General features: G+C 64.8%; 13 protein-coding genes. 3 read left to right on the top strand and 10 right to left on the bottom strand.

Features of this window, described 5'->3' with window-relative positions; translation table 11 throughout:
* Positions 1–24: 24 nt before the first annotated feature.
* Genes FHS03_RS15575 through FHS03_RS15545 form a run of 7 tightly spaced genes read right to left on the bottom strand, consistent with a single transcriptional unit; the run spans position 25 to position 7,074 of the window.
* Entirely contained in the window at positions 25–1,116 is a 1,092-nt protein-coding gene (locus FHS03_RS15575; RefSeq protein WP_183441859.1) for a lipocalin-like domain-containing protein, read from the bottom strand.
* Positions 1,116–3,716 carry an ABC transporter permease gene (locus FHS03_RS15570; protein WP_183441858.1) on the bottom strand — a complete coding sequence of 867 codons (2,601 nt, stop codon included), beginning with the start codon at positions 3,714–3,716 and terminating at the stop codon, positions 1,116–1,118. Before FHS03_RS15570 ends, FHS03_RS15575 begins: the two co-directional genes overlap by 1 nt.
* Positions 3,704–4,135: a DUF4124 domain-containing protein gene (locus tag FHS03_RS15565; RefSeq protein WP_183441857.1), complete on the bottom strand. Its 432-nt coding sequence runs from the start codon at positions 4,133–4,135 to the stop codon at positions 3,704–3,706. The genes FHS03_RS15570 and FHS03_RS15565 overlap by 13 nt, the downstream gene beginning before the upstream one ends.
* Positions 4,132–5,562, bottom strand: coding sequence for an FAD-binding oxidoreductase (locus FHS03_RS15560; RefSeq protein WP_183441856.1), 1,431 nt, complete (start codon positions 5,560–5,562; stop codon positions 4,132–4,134). The genes FHS03_RS15565 and FHS03_RS15560 overlap by 4 nt, the downstream gene beginning before the upstream one ends.
* A gap of 21 nt (positions 5,563–5,583) precedes the next feature.
* Entirely contained in the window at positions 5,584–5,988 is a 405-nt protein-coding gene (locus FHS03_RS15555) for a DUF2069 domain-containing protein (protein ID WP_183441938.1), read from the bottom strand.
* Positions 5,988–6,596 carry an NAD(P)H:quinone oxidoreductase gene (gene wrbA, locus FHS03_RS15550; protein WP_050408069.1) on the bottom strand — a complete coding sequence of 203 codons (609 nt, stop codon included), beginning with the start codon at positions 6,594–6,596 and terminating at the stop codon, positions 5,988–5,990. The genes FHS03_RS15555 and wrbA overlap by 1 nt, the downstream gene beginning before the upstream one ends.
* Before the next feature lie 55 nt (positions 6,597–6,651).
* Positions 6,652–7,074 carry a helix-turn-helix domain-containing protein gene (locus FHS03_RS15545; RefSeq protein ID WP_183441855.1) on the bottom strand — a complete coding sequence of 141 codons (423 nt, stop codon included), beginning with the start codon at positions 7,072–7,074 and terminating at the stop codon, positions 6,652–6,654.
* A gap of 171 nt (positions 7,075–7,245) precedes the next feature.
* On the opposite strand from FHS03_RS15545, the gene FHS03_RS15540 reads away from it, so the two are divergent.
* Complete coding sequence (locus tag FHS03_RS15540; RefSeq protein ID WP_183441854.1) at positions 7,246–8,616, top strand: YihY family inner membrane protein; 1,371 nt, start codon at positions 7,246–7,248, stop codon at positions 8,614–8,616.
* 1 nt (position 8,617) lies between these two features.
* On the opposite strand, the gene FHS03_RS15535 is transcribed toward FHS03_RS15540, so the two are convergent.
* Complete coding sequence (locus FHS03_RS15535) at positions 8,618–9,424, bottom strand: alpha/beta fold hydrolase (RefSeq protein ID WP_183441853.1); 807 nt, start codon at positions 9,422–9,424, stop codon at positions 8,618–8,620.
* Position 9,425: 1 nt separating this feature from the next.
* Positions 9,426–10,736 (bottom strand): O-acetylhomoserine aminocarboxypropyltransferase, encoded by a 1,311-nt coding sequence (locus FHS03_RS15530; protein ID WP_183441852.1) that lies wholly within the window; start codon positions 10,734–10,736, stop codon positions 9,426–9,428.
* A 171-nt stretch (positions 10,737–10,907) separates the two neighbouring features.
* On the opposite strand from FHS03_RS15530, the gene FHS03_RS15525 reads away from it, so the two are divergent.
* Positions 10,908–11,366: a CBS domain-containing protein gene (locus FHS03_RS15525; protein WP_050408066.1), complete on the top strand. Its 459-nt coding sequence runs from the start codon at positions 10,908–10,910 to the stop codon at positions 11,364–11,366.
* A gap of 75 nt (positions 11,367–11,441) precedes the next feature.
* Here FHS03_RS15525 and FHS03_RS15520 read toward each other — a convergent pair whose 3' ends face one another.
* On the bottom strand, positions 11,442–13,706 hold the full coding sequence (locus FHS03_RS15520) for an EAL domain-containing response regulator (protein WP_183441851.1): 2,265 nt from the start codon (positions 13,704–13,706) through the stop codon (positions 11,442–11,444).
* A 277-nt stretch (positions 13,707–13,983) separates the two neighbouring features.
* Here FHS03_RS15520 and aroC point away from each other — a divergent pair, with 277 nt between their 5' ends.
* Positions 13,984–15,087, top strand: coding sequence for a chorismate synthase (gene aroC / locus FHS03_RS15515; RefSeq protein WP_183441850.1), 1,104 nt, complete (start codon positions 13,984–13,986; stop codon positions 15,085–15,087).
* Positions 15,088–15,115 lie beyond the last annotated feature (28 nt).

Here is a 15,115-nt window from a genome sequence, read left to right as displayed (position 1 = left end):
TCGCAGTATTGTTAGTAAGCGTCTTTATAATTTCATCGGACGGGCATAGCCCGTCAACTCCAGGTAGCCGCGGCCGACCGGCTTGCCGTCGCGGCTGACCGTCACCGCGCCCTCCCAATACACCGAGCCGGTCGAGCGGCGCGAGTCCAGCTCCTGGTCCTGCTGCAAGGGCGCGACCTGCCACAGCGTGCTGCCGGTGGCGATCTGGGTGGCAACGGGATACTCGGCATTGGTGCGCGGCGAACGCCAGCGCGCTTGCGGGGTAAAGCTGACCTGGTCCGGCGCATAGTGCGTGATCCTGCCGGATGCGTCGCGCCATGTCGCATGGCCCCATAGTTTACCACTTGCGCCGTCTTTTCCCTTGCTCCGGATCTGGAAAGCCATCAGCGCGCCGCCGTCGTCCAGATTGATGCCCACCCAGTCCCAGCCCGCCGCGTTTTCGTCGAGCACCTGGCTGGACCACTCGTGATCGAGCCAGGTCACGCCGCTGACCGCGCGCACCGTCCCATCCTTGGCCTTGATGCTGCCGCTGGTGCGCAGCTGCGGCTCGCTGTAGTAGTAGCTGGCCTGGAGCGGTTGCGGTCCTTTGCGCGAGAAGCCGTTTTCGCCCTGCAGCAGGGGTTTCTGGCTGGGTGCAAGCTGCAGATGGAGGCTGAAATCGGCGGCGTCAATGTCGACTTGATAATTGCCATCTTCGCCACGCCGCATGCGCCAGTGATCGATCTTGACGTCGGTATTGCCTTCCTTGGCGAAAGCCAGTCCGAAGCCCTCGCGCGCGCTGCGCTGGTCGTGCAGCAGCTTGCCGATGGCCGGATCGGACAGGGCGGCATGGCCGATCACCAGCTGTTTTGGTGCGAAGCGGCTGGGATTATCCGGATCATGGCCGGTGGCGCTGCGGAAGAACGTGACCTGGTAGCCCAGCGCCTTGCCATCGGCCGTGGTCAGCCAGCCGGTGGCGTACCACCATTCAGTCTTGAAGCCGGGATGCGCGCCGAAATCATGGGGGAAGTCCAGGGTTTTGCCCGGCGCCAGCGGCGTGACCGGCGTAAACTGGGGCGGCGCGGTCAATGCGATAGCGTTGGCGAACAGCAGGAGCAGGGCCAATAAGATGCGCATCACCAATCCTCCCGCACGGCGCGCAGCGGGCCGCCCGACAAGGCCTGGCGGCCTGCGAACAGGGCGGTGAGCGCGGCCGCGACGAGCAGGGCGCCCGCCACGCTGGCCAGCAAGGCCCAGGGGAAGTGCATCTGCATGCTCCAGTGGAAGGATTGGGGATTGACGACGTAGACCAGGATCACGCTGATGGCCAGACCGAGCACAAAGCCGGTGGCGATGCCCAGCGCCGTCAGCGTGCCGCCTTCGAGCGCCAGGATGCCCAGGATCTGGCGCCGCGTCAGGCCGACGTGGCGCAGCATGCCGAATTCGCGCGCCCGCGCCAGGGTCTGGGCCGAGAAGGTCGCGGCCACGCCGAACAGGCCGATGACGATGGCAATGGCCTCCAGCAGATAGGTGACGGCAAAGCTGCGGTCGAAAATTTTCAGGCTCAGGGCGCGCAGCTCGCCGGGCGATGTGACTTCCAGCGCGCCGCCGAACTCCAGGGCTTTCAGGTGCTGCTGAACTGTGGCGGCGCTGGCGCCTTTCTCCAGCCAGATGGCGGTGCCGGAGACTTCCATATCGCCGGTGATGGCGCGGTAGTCGGATAGCTGGATTATCGCCGCGCCGGTGGAGCGCGCGTAGTCGCGCCAGATACCGCCGACGAAGAATTCATGCGGCCGGCCCTGCAGTGGCAGGGTCAGCACGCCACCCGGCTTGGCCCGATACAGGTCGGCCATCGCCTCCGAAACCCAGACCGGCGGCAGCTTGCGGCCTGCCGGCTGGACCCGCACCTCGCTGGTCAGCACCATGGCTTTGTCCAGGTGGGCTTCATCGATATTGCGCGCCATAATCATGACATTGGCGCGGTCGGGCGCCAGCGAGACGGAGCGCAGACGCATGAAATCAGCTTTCGCCACGCCCGGCAGGCTGCGGATGGCTTGCTGGTTCTGCGGCGACAGGCCGGCCGTGCTGCCCGCGCCGGCATTGGCGTACAGGTCGGCGGGCAGGATCTGCAGCAGCCAGTCGTCCACCGACACGCGGAAGCTGGCCACCATGATGGCCATCGCCACCATCAGGCTGAAACTGGACAGCACCCCGCCCAGCGCCACACCCGCCTGTCCCGAGGCATTGGCGAGACGGGCCAGGGTCAAGGTCGGCACAGCGGGCGGTGCGCTGCGGCCGGCCATTGCCGCCTGCCAGCGCCGGTGCGCCAGGCGGAAGGTGAGGGCGGCCAGGCGCGGCATCAACGAGATGCCGCCGATCAGCAGCAGCGCAATCGAGAGATAACCGAACAGCGGCAGTTCCGTTACCGGCGGCGCCAGCGCCATCAGCGCGGCCGCCGCGAGGCAGGCCAGGCCTGGCCAGGCCTTGGCCAGGCGCCTGAGCGCCATTTCGTCCGAACCGGATTTGAGCGCCACGGCGGGCGTGGCGCGCGCCGCTTCCCAGGCCGGACCGGCGCAGCCCAGCAAGGCCACGCCCACGCCGAGTAGGAAGTAGACGATGGCGGCGCCGAGGTCGAATTGCGCCGCCGGCTGCACGCCCGAGAAATAACCCGCGCCAAGGTCGCCGCCGAAAAAGCGCAGCGCGGCGGCGGCAAAAGCGTAGCCGGCGCCGATGCCCAGCGCCGCGCCCAGAATGCCCAGGCTCAGGCCTTCGAGCAGCACCTGGCGCAGCAGGCGGCGGCGCTCCAGGCCCAGCACGCGCAGCAGGGCGAACTGGCTGCGGCGGCGCGTCACGGACAGGGCCTGGGTAGAAAACACGAGGAAGGCGCCGGTGAACAGGGCCACCAAGGCCAGCACGCTGAGATTGACGCGGTAAGCCCGGCTCAGATTACTGTTGCGGCTATTCTGGTTCTCGTCGTTCGGCTGGCTGACGCGGAAACGGCCGGGGTAGGCGGCTTGCAGTTCCTGCGTCAACTGCGCCTGGAAAGCTTTGCGGTCCACGCCATCGCGCAGTTTCAGGTCGATGCGCGACAACTGGCCCAGCTTATTGAAGCGCCATTGCAGGGCGCCCAGGTCCATCACGCCCAGGCGCTGGCCGACACGGGCGCGCTGCAGCGAACCGGCGAAGCGCAGCGCCACGGGCCGGGTGCCGGACTGGAAGGCGACCATGCTGCCCGCCTTTGGCCCCAGCCAGCTTTCCGCCGCGCCGGACAGGAAGAGGGCGTCGGCCGCCATGCTGTCGGTCGGGTCGCCGCTGGCCGGCACAGCTAGCAGATCTGGCGTGATGAACATCGAACGGAAGCTGTCCATGCCGATGATGCGCAGCGGCTGTTTCTGGCCAGGGACGACGGCATCCAGCTGCAACACCGGCGAGGCCACGGCTACTTCCGGCTTTTGCGCCAGGCGCGGATAAATCTCTTCGTCGAAATACGCTTCGGTGGCGCTGACCTGCAGATCGGCCTGGCCGGACAGGCTGCTGATGGCGGTGGAGAATTCGTTGAAGGCGGCGCCGTTGATCAGGTGGATGGCGAAGCCCAGCGCCACGCCCACGGCGATGGCGGCAATCGCCATCAGCGCGCGCAGCGGATGGGCGCGCCATTCGCCCAGCAGCAGCCAGCGCGACAGGCGCCGCAGCGCGGCGGCCTGCTGCTTGCCGGGCGCGGGACTCAACGCGGGCATTCCAGCGCCAGCTTTTCGCCGGTGCGCTGGGCGCGTTGTCTGGCTTTGTCGGCGTTCGAGCCGACGGCGGCGCGGGCATCTTCGTCCGCCCATTTCTTGTCGAGCGCGAGCCGGTCGCAGCGCTTGCGTTTTTCGGCGGCGCGGTGCTCATGCCTTTGCAGGTCCGCTTCATCCCGGGCTGCGCGCTGCTTGCGCTCTTTCTGCAACTGCTTCAACTCGCGCTGCTGGAGTTTCAGCTCGGCCTTGGCTTGCGGATCGGGCGGCGGCACGGGCGGCGTGGCCAGCGTCGTGCCGCGGCCATCGGCGCAAGGCGCTTCGCTATACATCGTTTTGCCATCGACCACGCATTTGTGCATGGTCTGGGCCGAAACCTGCGCCGCCAGGCACAGTCCAGCCAGAACACAGAACAGGCGACTCATAGGATTTTCCCTGGATTCATGATGCCCAGCGGGTCCAGCGCGGCCTTGATGGCGCGCATCAGGTTCAGCTCCACCGGCGATTTATAGCGCGCCAGCTCATCGCGTTTCAGCGCGCCGATGCCATGTTCGGCCGAGATCGAACCGCCGAACGCCACCACGGCGTCGTGCACCACGCGGTTGACCGCGTCCTGGTTCGCCAGGAAGGCTTCGCTGGCAATGCCGGCCGGCGGCGCCACATTGAAATGCAGATTGCCGTCGCCCAGGTGCCCGAAGCACACCAGGCGGCAGCCTGGAAACGCCTGCTGCAGCAGCGGCTCGGTATGGGCGATGTATTCGCCGATGCGCGACACCGGCAGCGAAATATCGTGTTTGATGTTCTTGCCGTCGGCCGCCTGCGCCAGCGGGATATGCTCGCGCAACTGCCATAGGGCCAGCGACTGCGCCACCGACGAGGCGACGGCCGCATCCTCGATGACGCTAGCCTCCAGCGCCGCGCCGATGCCGCGTTCCAGCAGTTGTACGGCGTGTTCTTCCGATTCGCTGCTGGACAGCTCCAGCAGCACGTATTGCGCATGCTTGTGCGCGAAAGGCTGCTGCAATTGCGGGAAATGGCGTGCCACCAGCTCCAGGCAGTAAGCCGACATCAGTTCGAAGCCGGTCAGGCTGGCGCCGCAGCTATCCTGCATCATGGTCAGCAATTGCAAGGCCGCTTGCGGCGAGGGCAGGGCGGCCAGCGCCGTGATGCTGGCTTTCGGCTGGGGGAACAGCTTGAGCACCGCGCCCGTGATGACGCCCAGCGTGCCTTCGGCGCCGATGAACAGGTCGCGCAGATCGTAGCCGGTATTGTCCTTGCGCAGGCCGCGCAAGCCGCTCCACACCTCGCCCTGCGGCGTGACCACTTCCAGGCCCAGACACAGCTCGCGCGTATTCCCGTAGCGCAGAACGGCGATGCCGCCGGCATTGGTGGAGAGGTTGCCGCCGATGGTGCAACTGCCTTCGGCCGCCAGCGACAGGGGGAATAGACAACCCTCGACCGCTGCCGCCTCCTGCACCTGCTGCAGGATGCAGCCCGCGTCCACCGTCATGGTGCGGTTGACCGCATCGATGGCGCGCACCCGGTTCAGGCGCGCCAGCGACAGCACCACAGCGCTGCCGCTGGCATCGGGCACGCTGCCCAGCACCAGACCGGTATTGCCGCCTTGCGGCACCAGGGGAATGCGGTATGCGGCGCACAGCTGCACCAGGCCCGCCACCTCGTCCACGCTGCCGGGCCGCAGCACGGCCAAGGCCTGGCCGGTGAAGCGCCCGCGCCAGTCGCGCAGGAAGGGCGCCATATCGGCCGGATCGTCCAGCACATGGGCCGCGCCGCTCAAGGCGCGGCAGGCGGCGAGAAAATCGGAGGAGGTCTGGGGGGAGTTTGCGCTCATGTGGTGCTGCGGGCTGGCCGCTTAATCGCTATGCTTGACGGGGTTGATTTTGTCCAGCAATTCCTTGGCCGCCTTCTTGGCCGCCCTTTTGTACGGCCGCACATACAGGATCGCGCACAGGAAGTAGACCACCACGATGGCCGCCTCGCCCCAACCCAGCCAGGGCGCCGCCTTGTCGCTCCAGCCGCGCACCACGCCCTCGGTGAAATAGAGCAGGATCATCATCGACGTCCACTGCAGCGTGTAGAGATCGCGTTTGATCACGCCCAGCAGGGGAAAGAGCAGCGGCGCCGCCTTCAGCACCATCCAGGAACCGCCCGGCTTCAAAGGCGCGATCCACATTTCCCAGGCCACGCACCACAGAATCAGCAGGCCCAGACTGCCGATGGCGCCCCAGTGGAAGATTTTCTGTTTTAGGTCTTGCATCATGCGCTCCGCATCTTCACTGCCGTTTCGGCCAGACGGCGGCCCAGCGCCACGGCCAGGCGCTTTTCATCCTCGCTCAGCGGCTTCTTGCCATCCAGGCCAGACCAGTGGCTGGCGCCGTAGGGCGAACCGCCGCTGGCGGTGGTCATCAGCTCGGGATGGGTGTAGGGCAGGCCCATGATCATCATCCCATGGTGCAGCAGCGGGATCATCATCGACAGCAGCGTCGACTCCTGGCCGCCATGCAGGCTGCCGGTGGACGTGAACACGCAGGCCGGCTTGCCCGCCAGGGTGCCCGACAGCCACTGGGCCGAGGTGCCATCCCAAAAATACTTCATGGCCGCAGCCATATTGCCGAAACGGGTCGGCGAACCGAGAGCCAATCCGGCGCAATCCTGCAAATCATCCAGCTCCACATAGGGCGCGCCCTCGGCCGGCACTTCCGGTGCCGTCGCCTCGGCCACGGTGGACACGGCGGGCACGGTGCGCAGGCGGGCATCGCAGCCCGGAACGCTCTCCACACCCTGCGCAATCAACTCGGCCAGCTTGCGGGTAGAGCCATGCCTCGAATAAAACAATACAAGAATAGTCAGGTTGGATGAAATCATCCTGCTATTTTATGTCATATTGCCCTTGCTCCGAGAGGAATGACGCGGGCGGGAATCAGAAGAACGCACCAGGAGGGAGCTTGAAACGAGCCGCAAGTGCCCGGATCTGGCGGACGTTGAGTTCGCGTTTGCCGCTCAGTACTTCCGACACCACGCTTTGCGCGCCAATTTCCGGTAAGTCGGATTGCGAAAGCCGATGCTGATCCATCAGCATACGCAGCATATCTGTCGGAGAGACTGCTTCCTGAGGGTAGTGAATCGCCTCATATTGTTCGATCATGGCGCCCAAGGCGTTGACCAAGTCTGCAAGGGGATGGCCATCGTTTGCCGCGCCCTGGTCCAGCAGCGCATTCAAGCTGCCGATCGCTTGTTCATAGCTCTCTTCGGTGTGAATAGGGCGAAGCGGCACATATGCCTGCAGAGCCAGGAAATGGTGGGTGATTTCTGCAATCACTGGGTTATCCGTCAGGGGTTCCATTGCTTGCCCTCCTGTATCAGCTTCAAGAATACACGTTTCTATTGCAAGGATAGTAATGATGGCACAGCTATTAATGTAGAGATAACGAGCCTGCGGCGGCGTTGTTGCTATCATATGGCGCTTTAGAGGGCGGCATATAGACCGTCTGCCAACGATAAAACAAAACACTACATGGTTGCAAAGTACATCTCTCCCGTTTTCCAACACCTTTCCGGCCGCTACCACAGCGGCATGGCCGAGCTGCGCGCGCTGTCCTGGCACGAGATCCGCGATCTGGTGCTGTTCGCCCGCCGCCGCCTGCGCGAGGAAAGCCTGCCGCAAGTGGCGGGCAGCCTGACGTTCACCACCGTCTTCGCCCTGGTGCCGGTGCTGACGATCGCCCTTGCCATTTTCACCACCTTCCCGATGTTCAAGAGCTTCCGCACGGCGCTGGAGGCGTATTTCATCCAGAGCCTGATGCCGAAGGCGATCTCGAACACCATCCTGAATTACCTGACCACCTTCGCCGACAAGGCCACGCGCCTGTCGGCGGTGGGCGCGATCACGCTGCTGCTGACGTCCGTGGCGATGATGGCCACCATCGAAAAGGCCTTCAACCGCATCTGGCGCGTGAAGGCCGAGCGGCGCTGGACGCGGCGCATCCTGGTCTACTGGGCGCTGATCACGCTCGGGCCGCTGGTGGCGGGCGTGTCGCTGACGCTGTCCTCGCACTTTTTCAGCGCCACCAGCAATCTGGTGGGCGATGTGTATGGCGCGCTGTTTGCCACCATCCTGTCGATCGGGCTGACCACAGCCGTGTTCACGCTGCTGTATATGGCGGTGCCGAACCGCATGGTGGACTGGCGCGACGCCATCTGCGGCGGTCTGCTGGCGGCGCTCGGCATCGAATTGGCCAAGCGCGGCTTCGCCTTCTTCATCGCCCAGTTTCCGACGTATTCCAAGATCTACGGCGCGCTGGCGGCCCTGCCCATTTTCCTGCTGTGGGTCTACCTCTCATGGCTGGTGACGCTGCTGGGCGCCTTGCTGACGGCGGCGCTGCCAGTGGTGAAGTACGAACGCTGGTGGCATGAGGCAGTGCCGGGCGGCGCCTTTGTCGACGCCATGGCCGTGCTCAAGGTGCTGTACGGCGCCAGCCGCCACGGCGAGACGGCGCTGGTGAACGCGGGCGCCATCCGCGCCCGTACCCGCTTAGGCTTCGATGAAATGGATGTGCTGCTGGAAAAGATGCTGGGCCAGGGCTGGGTCGGCAAGGTCAAGGTCGAGGCGCCGCCGCGCGTCCAATGGGGCAAGCACGCCAGCGATGGCGCCGACCATTGGGTGCTGCTGGTCAATCCGGACATGTTGACCCTGGCCGATGTCTACCGCCTGTTCGTCTTCGGCGGCATGGCCCTGAACGCCGGTGTGATCGCCGATTCGGACGATGAACGCGACCAGCAGGCCAGCCGCGAAGCCGCCGGGCTGGCGCGCCAGGCCGAAGCGGCGGTGGAAGAAGGGCTGGGCAAAACGCTGTCCCAGCACTTTGCCCAATACAGCCGCGACTAGTTCAAGCGCTGTCCTGCTTGAGGAAGCCGCGCAGCGCGGCCAGCACGGCGTCGGGCTGCTCGGCCATCATCTGGTGGCCGGCGTCCACCTGCACCGTCTGCGCATGGGCAATCGTTTCGCGCAGCAGCTTGGTGGACTTGGGCGGCGTCATGATGTCCTTGCCGCCAAAGACGAACAGGGTGGGGCAGCTGACCGCGCGCGCCGCCGCTTCGCCGCCGGCGTAGGCATTGCAGGCGCTGAAGTCGGTATGGAACAGCTGTTCAGGATTGAGCCGCGACATGCGCTGCATCAGCCGCCGCGCGCTGCCGCTGAGCGATACGCCCGGCACGGCGCAAGGCATGGTTTGCGAGGACAGCGACCAGATATTGACCATATCGATGGCCGTCTGCTCCTCGCTGCGCGCCGCCTCCAGCAAGGCGTCCGACACCTTCATCGGATAGGTCGATCCCAGCAGCGCCAGATGGCTGACCCGTTGCGGCGCGCGCTGCGACGCTTCCAGCGCGACCAGGGAACCCATGCTGTGGCCGATGAGCGCCGCGCGCAGCGCGCCCGCCGCGTCCAGCAGCGCGATCAGCCAGTCGGCCAGCTCCTCGACACTGCGCTTGGCCGCGCCCTTGCTGCGGCCATGGCCCGGCAGGTCGACCGCCAGCACGCTGTAGCCGTGGTGCGCCAAGTAGCGCGACTGCAAGCCCCACACCGAATGGTCGTTCTGCGCGCCGTGGATGAAGACCAGCGTCGGCAGCTGCGCATCGAAGGCCTTGCCGCCGGTATAGCAGTAGGCTTGCGCCCCTTGTACATTGAGCAGCATCTCAGCCTCCTTTCTGCGCCAGTTTCAGGCCGCGCGCCAAATCTTCGATCAGGTCGTCCGCATCCTCCAGGCCGACCGACAGGCGCATCGTGCCTTCCGCGATGCCGGAGGCCGCCAATTGATCGGCCGGGACGCGGAAATGGGTGGTCGATGCCGGATGGATCACCAGCGACTTGGCGTCGCCCACATTGGCCAGATGGGAGAACACTTTCAGCCCATCGGCAAAGCGCCGTCCCGCCGCGCGGTCGCCTTTCAGGTTGAAGGAAAACACCGCGCCGCAGCCCTTGGGCAGCAGGCGCTTGGCCAGCTCATAGTCGGGATGCTCGGGCAGTTCCGGATAAGACACCGACTCCACCGCCGGATGCGACAACAGGAACTGCACCACCTTGCGCGTATTGGCCACATGGCGCTCCATGCGCAGGCTCAGGGTCTCGATCCCCTGCAGCACGGCGAAGGCGTTGTGGGGGCTCATGACCGCGCCGAAGTCGCGCAAGCCTTCGCGCCGCGCGCGCAGCGCGAACGCCGCCACAGTCGATTCCTCGGCGAAGACCATGCCGTGGAAGCCATCATACGGCTCGCACAACTCGCCAAAGCGACCGCTCTGGTCGTAAGCGGCTTGCCAGTCGAAGGTGCCGCCATCGACCAGCAGCCCGCCGATGGCCGTGCCATGCCCGCACAGGAATTTGGTGGCCGAGTGGAACACCAGGTCGGCGCCATGGTCGAAAGGACGCAGCAGGTAGGGCGTGGTGAAGGTGGCGTCCATCATCAGCGGCAGATGCTGGCTGTGCGCCAGCTCGGCCACGCGCGGAATATCCAGCACGTCGAGGCCGGGATTGCCCAGCGTCTCGGCGAACAAGACCTTGGTATTGGGACGGATCGCGGCGCGCCAGGCGTCCAGGTCGCGCGGATCGACGAAGGTGGTGTCGATGCCGAAGCGCTTCAGCGTATAGCCCAGCAGATTGTGCGAGCCGCCGTACAGGGCGCGCGAGGCGACGATATGCGAGCCGGCGCCGGCGATGGTGCTCAGGCCCAGGTGCATGGCGGCCTGGCCGCTGGCCGTGGCGATGCCGGCCACGCCGCCTTCCAGCGCGGCGATGCGCTCTTCCAGCACGGCATTGGTGGGATTCGAGATGCGCGAATATACATGGCCGGCCTGCTCCATATTGAACAGGGCCGCGGCATGGTCGGAATCGCGGAAGGCAAAGGAGGAACTGAAATACACCGGGGTGGCGCGCGCCCCCGTGGCGGGGTCCGGCGCGGCGCCGGCATGCAGGGCAAGGGTATCGAAACCCGGGTACTGGGGACCGCTCATATTGCTCCCTTCGCTGTGATTGGATGCTCAGGATGCTACAGCGTTATCAAAGAGATGAATAGTATTGTTATTTAATTATGCGGAACTCTGGATTTTTCATTTGTCTTACGCTACATTCCAAGTACGGCTTACAATAAAACCAAACCGACATCATCCACAGGACGGCCCCAAATGAAAGTCTCCGAAATTCTCCAAGTCAAAGGCAATATTCTCTACACGATCTCGCCGGATCAACCCCTGGTGGAAGCGGCCAATACCATGGCCGAGAAAGATATCGGTTCGCTGGTGGTCATGGAATTCGGCGATCTGGTCGGCATGCTGACTTTCCGCGAAGTGCTGCAGGCGCTGCATACGAACCAGGGTTCGGTGGGCGGCGGCACGGTGCGCAAGCATATGAACGACCATCCGATCACCGTGACCCCGGATACCGAAGTCAATGAGGTGCGCCGCATCATGCTGGAAAAGCATGCGCGCTACCTGCCCGTGATGAACGCCAAAACGCTGCTGGGCGTGATTTCCTTCTACGATGTGGCGCGCGCCGTGCTGGAAGCGCAGAGCTTCGAGAACCGCATGCTGAAAGCCTATATCCGCGACTGGCCGGCCGAAGCGGCCGATGAGGCGCAGAACTGAGCCGGCTTGCGCCAGCCGCTCAAACAAAAAACGCTACCACCCGGTAGCGTTTTTTATTGGGGCAGCGGCGCTGCGTCAGGCCACGCCGGCCAGCGCATCGTTGCCGAGCCAGCCCAGCAGGGCCTGGTTCGTCATCGGACGGGCGAACAGGAAGCCCTGGGCCAGCGGACAGCCCAGCGTGTGCAGGATCTGCGCCTGGCGCTCGTCCTCCACGCCTTCCGCGATCACGGCCAGGCCCAGGTTGCGGCCCAGCTGGATCACCATCTCGGCGATGCTGCTGCCGCGCGCCGAGCCGGTGATTTCGGTGACGAAGGCGCGGTCGATCTTCAGGCGGTCGATCTGCAGGCGCTGCAGATAGGACAGCGAGGAGAAGCCGGTGCCGAAATCGTCGATGGCGATGGTGACGCCGGTCTGCTTGATCTGGGCCAGCATCTTGATCAGCAGGTCCGGCTCTTCCATGGCCATGGATTCGGTGATCTCCAGCTCCACATACTCGGGCGGCGCGCCGGTATCGCTCAGGGCGCGGCGCAGCATATCGAGGAAGTGCGGGTGGCGGAACTGCACCTGCGACACATTGATCGACATGGTGAAGTCTTCATGCCCGGCGGCGCGCAGCGCCACCAGCTCGCGGCAGGCGGTGCGCATCACCCATTCGCCCAGTTCGATGATCAGGCCGGAATACTCGGCAATCGGGATGAAGCGGTCGGGCGAGATAAATTTGCCGTCCGGCGTCTGCCAGCGCAGCAGGGCTTCGGCGCCGACCGGGCGGCGCGAGAACAGGTCGATCTGCGGCTGGTACACGACAAACAGCTGGTTCTGGCCGAAGGCCGTGCGCAGCGCGTGCATCATGCGCACGCGTTCGCGGATTTCCACGCCCATGCTGCGCGAGAAGTAGAAGTGGCCGGCGCGCTGCTGCGATTTGGCGCGTTTCAGCGCGATGTCGGCATCTTTCAGCGCATCGGCGCCGCTGCCGTCATGCTCGGCCAGGCGCACCAGGCCCAGGGTGGCGGACAGCTGCACATCCTGGCCCTCGATGCTGAACGGCGTCTGGAACAGCGACAGGATGCAGGCTGGATTGATCTGGCTGGAGTCGCCCAGCAGGCAGAAGATGTCGCCGCCGATGCGCGCCACCGTGAGCTGCTGGCCCAGGCTGTTTTGCAGGCGCGCCGCCACCGCCACCAGCAGCATGTCGCCGAATTCGTGGCCCAGGGCGTCGTTGGTTTCGGCGAAGTGATCGAGGTCGACCAGGGACAGGGTGGCGTCCTGCTTGGCCGGGCCGGCCAGTGTGGCGTCCAGGATCTCGATCAGGCGCGTGCGGTTGGGCAGCTTGGACAGGGTGTCGTAGAAGGCCGCCTTGTGCAGGTGCGACACCAGTTCCACATTCTCCAGGCCCACGGCCACATTGCCGCAGAAGACTTCCAGCAGGCGCTCTTCCAGTTCGGTCGGCGCGCGCCGCAGGTCCAGGTAGGCGACGAATGCGCGGCTGGCCTTGCCCGAGAAGTGCAGGGTGACGTATTCGTCGCGGTACTGGTTGCGGTGCTCGGCCAGCGTGCGTTCCATCGAATCGGCCATGCGCGCATCGATGGTGGTGGTCATCACCGCGTTTTCCAGGTGGCGGTACTGGCCGGCCGTGGCGATCACGTGCAGTTCGCGGCAGCCGCTGTCCGGACACTCCTGGGCGCACAGCACGCCGCTCGCTTCCTGGCCCAGCAGGGTGGCGATCTGCGCCAGCACGCCGGCGGCGAAATTGTGCACGCCGTGCAGCGCCATCAGTTCGGTGCTGGCGTTGATGATCTGGTTCAGGCCGCGCCGGCTGTCGTTGATCTTGCGGATCTGTTCATACGAGCGGATCGCCGCCGTCACCGTGGTGTACAGCTTGATGCGCGTGAGCTCGGACTTGGTCTTGTAATCGTTGATGTCGAAATCGCGGATGGCGTCGATCTCGGGCGCATAGCCGGGCTGGCCGGTGCGCAGGATGATGCGCACGTCGGCCATGCGCAGCGTTTCGCGGATATAGCGCACCAGGTGCAGGCCGGCGTCGTCCTGCTCCATCACCACGTCGAGCAGGATGACGGCGATTTCCTGTTCCTGCTTCAGCAGCTCGCGCGCCTGCGCCGCCGAATAGGCGTGCACGAACTCCAGCGGACGATGCTGCATGTCGAGGTTGCCGAGGGCGAAGGTGGTCGTGGAATGGACGTCTTCGTCATCGTCGATAATCATCACCCGCCAGACACTGCGCGTTGCGGCTGCCGCTTGGGGCGCCGGATGCTCCTCTAAAAACACCAGGTCGTCGTGATCGTCCTTGGCGTTCTCGTCAAGGGGCGTGATCGATGGGGGCATGTGTGGCTTCTCCAGGATTGCACGGGCGTTTCTGTGTTTAAGTATATAGCGAATTGTTAAAGAGAACGATTAATTCATCGCTTTCCCAACACCGCCGACTTCCCTAATGCAAGTTTAGGTGGAATTGTACTGCAAAGCAGTGTAATTCTTATAAGAAATTTTGCATATATGGGACGTCGTTTCCATGCGGAATTTGCACTTGATACTGGGAGGCGGGCAGGCGGGCGCAGGGCTGGTAGAATGGCTTGTTTTCCCGCCCACCCACGATAAGAAAATTATGTCCGGCAACTCTTTTGGCAAACTCTTTTCCGTTAGCACTTTTGGCGAATCCCACGGCCCGGCGATCGGCTGCGTAATCGATGGCTGCCCACCGGGGCTGGAATTGTCCGAGGCCGATATCCAGCCTGAGCTGGACCGCCGCAAGCCCGGCACCTCGCGCCACGTCACCCAGCGCCAGGAGCCGGACACGGTGGAGATCCTGTCCGGGGTCTACCAGGGCGTGACCACCGGCACCCCGATTGCGCTGATGATCCGCAACCAGGACCAGCGCAGCAAGGATTACGGCAATATCGTCGACAGCTTCCGTCCCGGCCATGCCGACTACGCCTATTGGCATAAGTACGGCGTGCGCGACCCGCGCGGCGGCGGCCGTTCCTCGGCGCGCCTGACGGCGCCGGTGGTGGGCGCGGCGGCGATTGCCAAGAAGTGGCTCAAGCAGCAGTACGGCACCGTCTTCATGGGCTGCATGAGCCAACTGGGCGATATCGAGATTCCTTTCCAGGGCTGGGAACATGTGGCCGACAATCCCTTCTTCGCCGCCACCGGCGACGCGGCCCTGATCGCGCGCATGGAAGAGGCCATGGACCAGCTGCGCCGCGATGGCGATTCCATCGGCGCGCGCATCGAGGTGATGGCGCAGAACGTGCCGGTGGGCCTGGGCCAGCCGATTTACGACAAGCTCGACGCCGACATTGCCTACGCCATGATGGGCATTAACGCGGTCAAAGGCGTGGAGATCGGCGCCGGCTTCCGCTGTGTCGCGCAGAAAGGCTCGGAACATGGCGACGAGCTGACGCCGCAAGGCTTTGTCGGCAATAACGCCGGCGGCGTCCTGGGCGGCATTTCGACCGGCCAGGACATCACCGCTTCGATCGCCATCAAGCCCACGTCCTCGATCCGCACGCCGCGCCGCTCCATCGACAAGGACGGCAATCCGGTGATGGTGGAAACCTTCGGCCGCCACGATCCCTGCGTCGGCATCCGTGCCACGCCGATCGCCGAAGCGATGCTGGCCCTGGTGCTGATGGACCACGCCCTGATGCACCGCGCCCAGTGCGGCGATGTGCGCGTGTCCACGCCGGATATTTCGAAGCACAAGTAAGCGTTTCGGCTTCCTTGATTCATGGCCG

The organism is Pseudoduganella violacea, from assembly GCF_014191875.1.
In the GTDB taxonomy this organism is placed as follows: domain Bacteria; phylum Pseudomonadota; class Gammaproteobacteria; order Burkholderiales; family Burkholderiaceae_D; genus Rugamonas; species Rugamonas violacea_A.
Note: the sequence above shows the minus strand (reverse complement) of the source record. Positions and strands in the feature narration are given on the sequence as shown.

Excerpts from the sequence above, each read along its gene's own strand:
- FHS03_RS15570 (WP_183441858.1), bottom strand. The coding sequence starts at position 3,716 with ATGCCCGCGTTGAGTCCCGCGCCCGGCAAGCAGCAGGCCGCCGCGCTG.
- FHS03_RS15575 (WP_183441859.1), bottom strand. The coding sequence starts at position 1,116 with ATGCGCATCTTATTGGCCCTGCTCCTGCTGTTCGCCAACGCTATCGCA.
- FHS03_RS15545 (WP_183441855.1), bottom strand. The coding sequence starts at position 7,074 with ATGGAACCCCTGACGGATAACCCAGTGATTGCAGAAATCACCCACCAT.
- aroC (WP_183441850.1), top strand. The coding sequence starts at position 13,984 with ATGTCCGGCAACTCTTTTGGCAAACTCTTTTCCGTTAGCACTTTTGGC.
- FHS03_RS15565 (WP_183441857.1), bottom strand. The coding sequence starts at position 4,135 with ATGAGTCGCCTGTTCTGTGTTCTGGCTGGACTGTGCCTGGCGGCGCAG.
- FHS03_RS15525 (WP_050408066.1), top strand. The coding sequence starts at position 10,908 with ATGAAAGTCTCCGAAATTCTCCAAGTCAAAGGCAATATTCTCTACACG.
- FHS03_RS15560 (WP_183441856.1), bottom strand. The coding sequence starts at position 5,562 with ATGAGCGCAAACTCCCCCCAGACCTCCTCCGATTTTCTCGCCGCCTGC.
- FHS03_RS15540 (WP_183441854.1), top strand. The coding sequence starts at position 7,246 with ATGGTTGCAAAGTACATCTCTCCCGTTTTCCAACACCTTTCCGGCCGC.
- FHS03_RS15535 (WP_183441853.1), bottom strand. The coding sequence starts at position 9,424 with ATGCTGCTCAATGTACAAGGGGCGCAAGCCTACTGCTATACCGGCGGC.
- FHS03_RS15530 (WP_183441852.1), bottom strand. The coding sequence starts at position 10,736 with ATGAGCGGTCCCCAGTACCCGGGTTTCGATACCCTTGCCCTGCATGCC.
- FHS03_RS15520 (WP_183441851.1), bottom strand. The coding sequence starts at position 13,706 with ATGCCCCCATCGATCACGCCCCTTGACGAGAACGCCAAGGACGATCAC.
- FHS03_RS15555 (WP_183441938.1), bottom strand. The coding sequence starts at position 5,988 with ATGCAAGACCTAAAACAGAAAATCTTCCACTGGGGCGCCATCGGCAGT.
- wrbA (WP_050408069.1), bottom strand. The coding sequence starts at position 6,596 with ATGATTTCATCCAACCTGACTATTCTTGTATTGTTTTATTCGAGGCAT.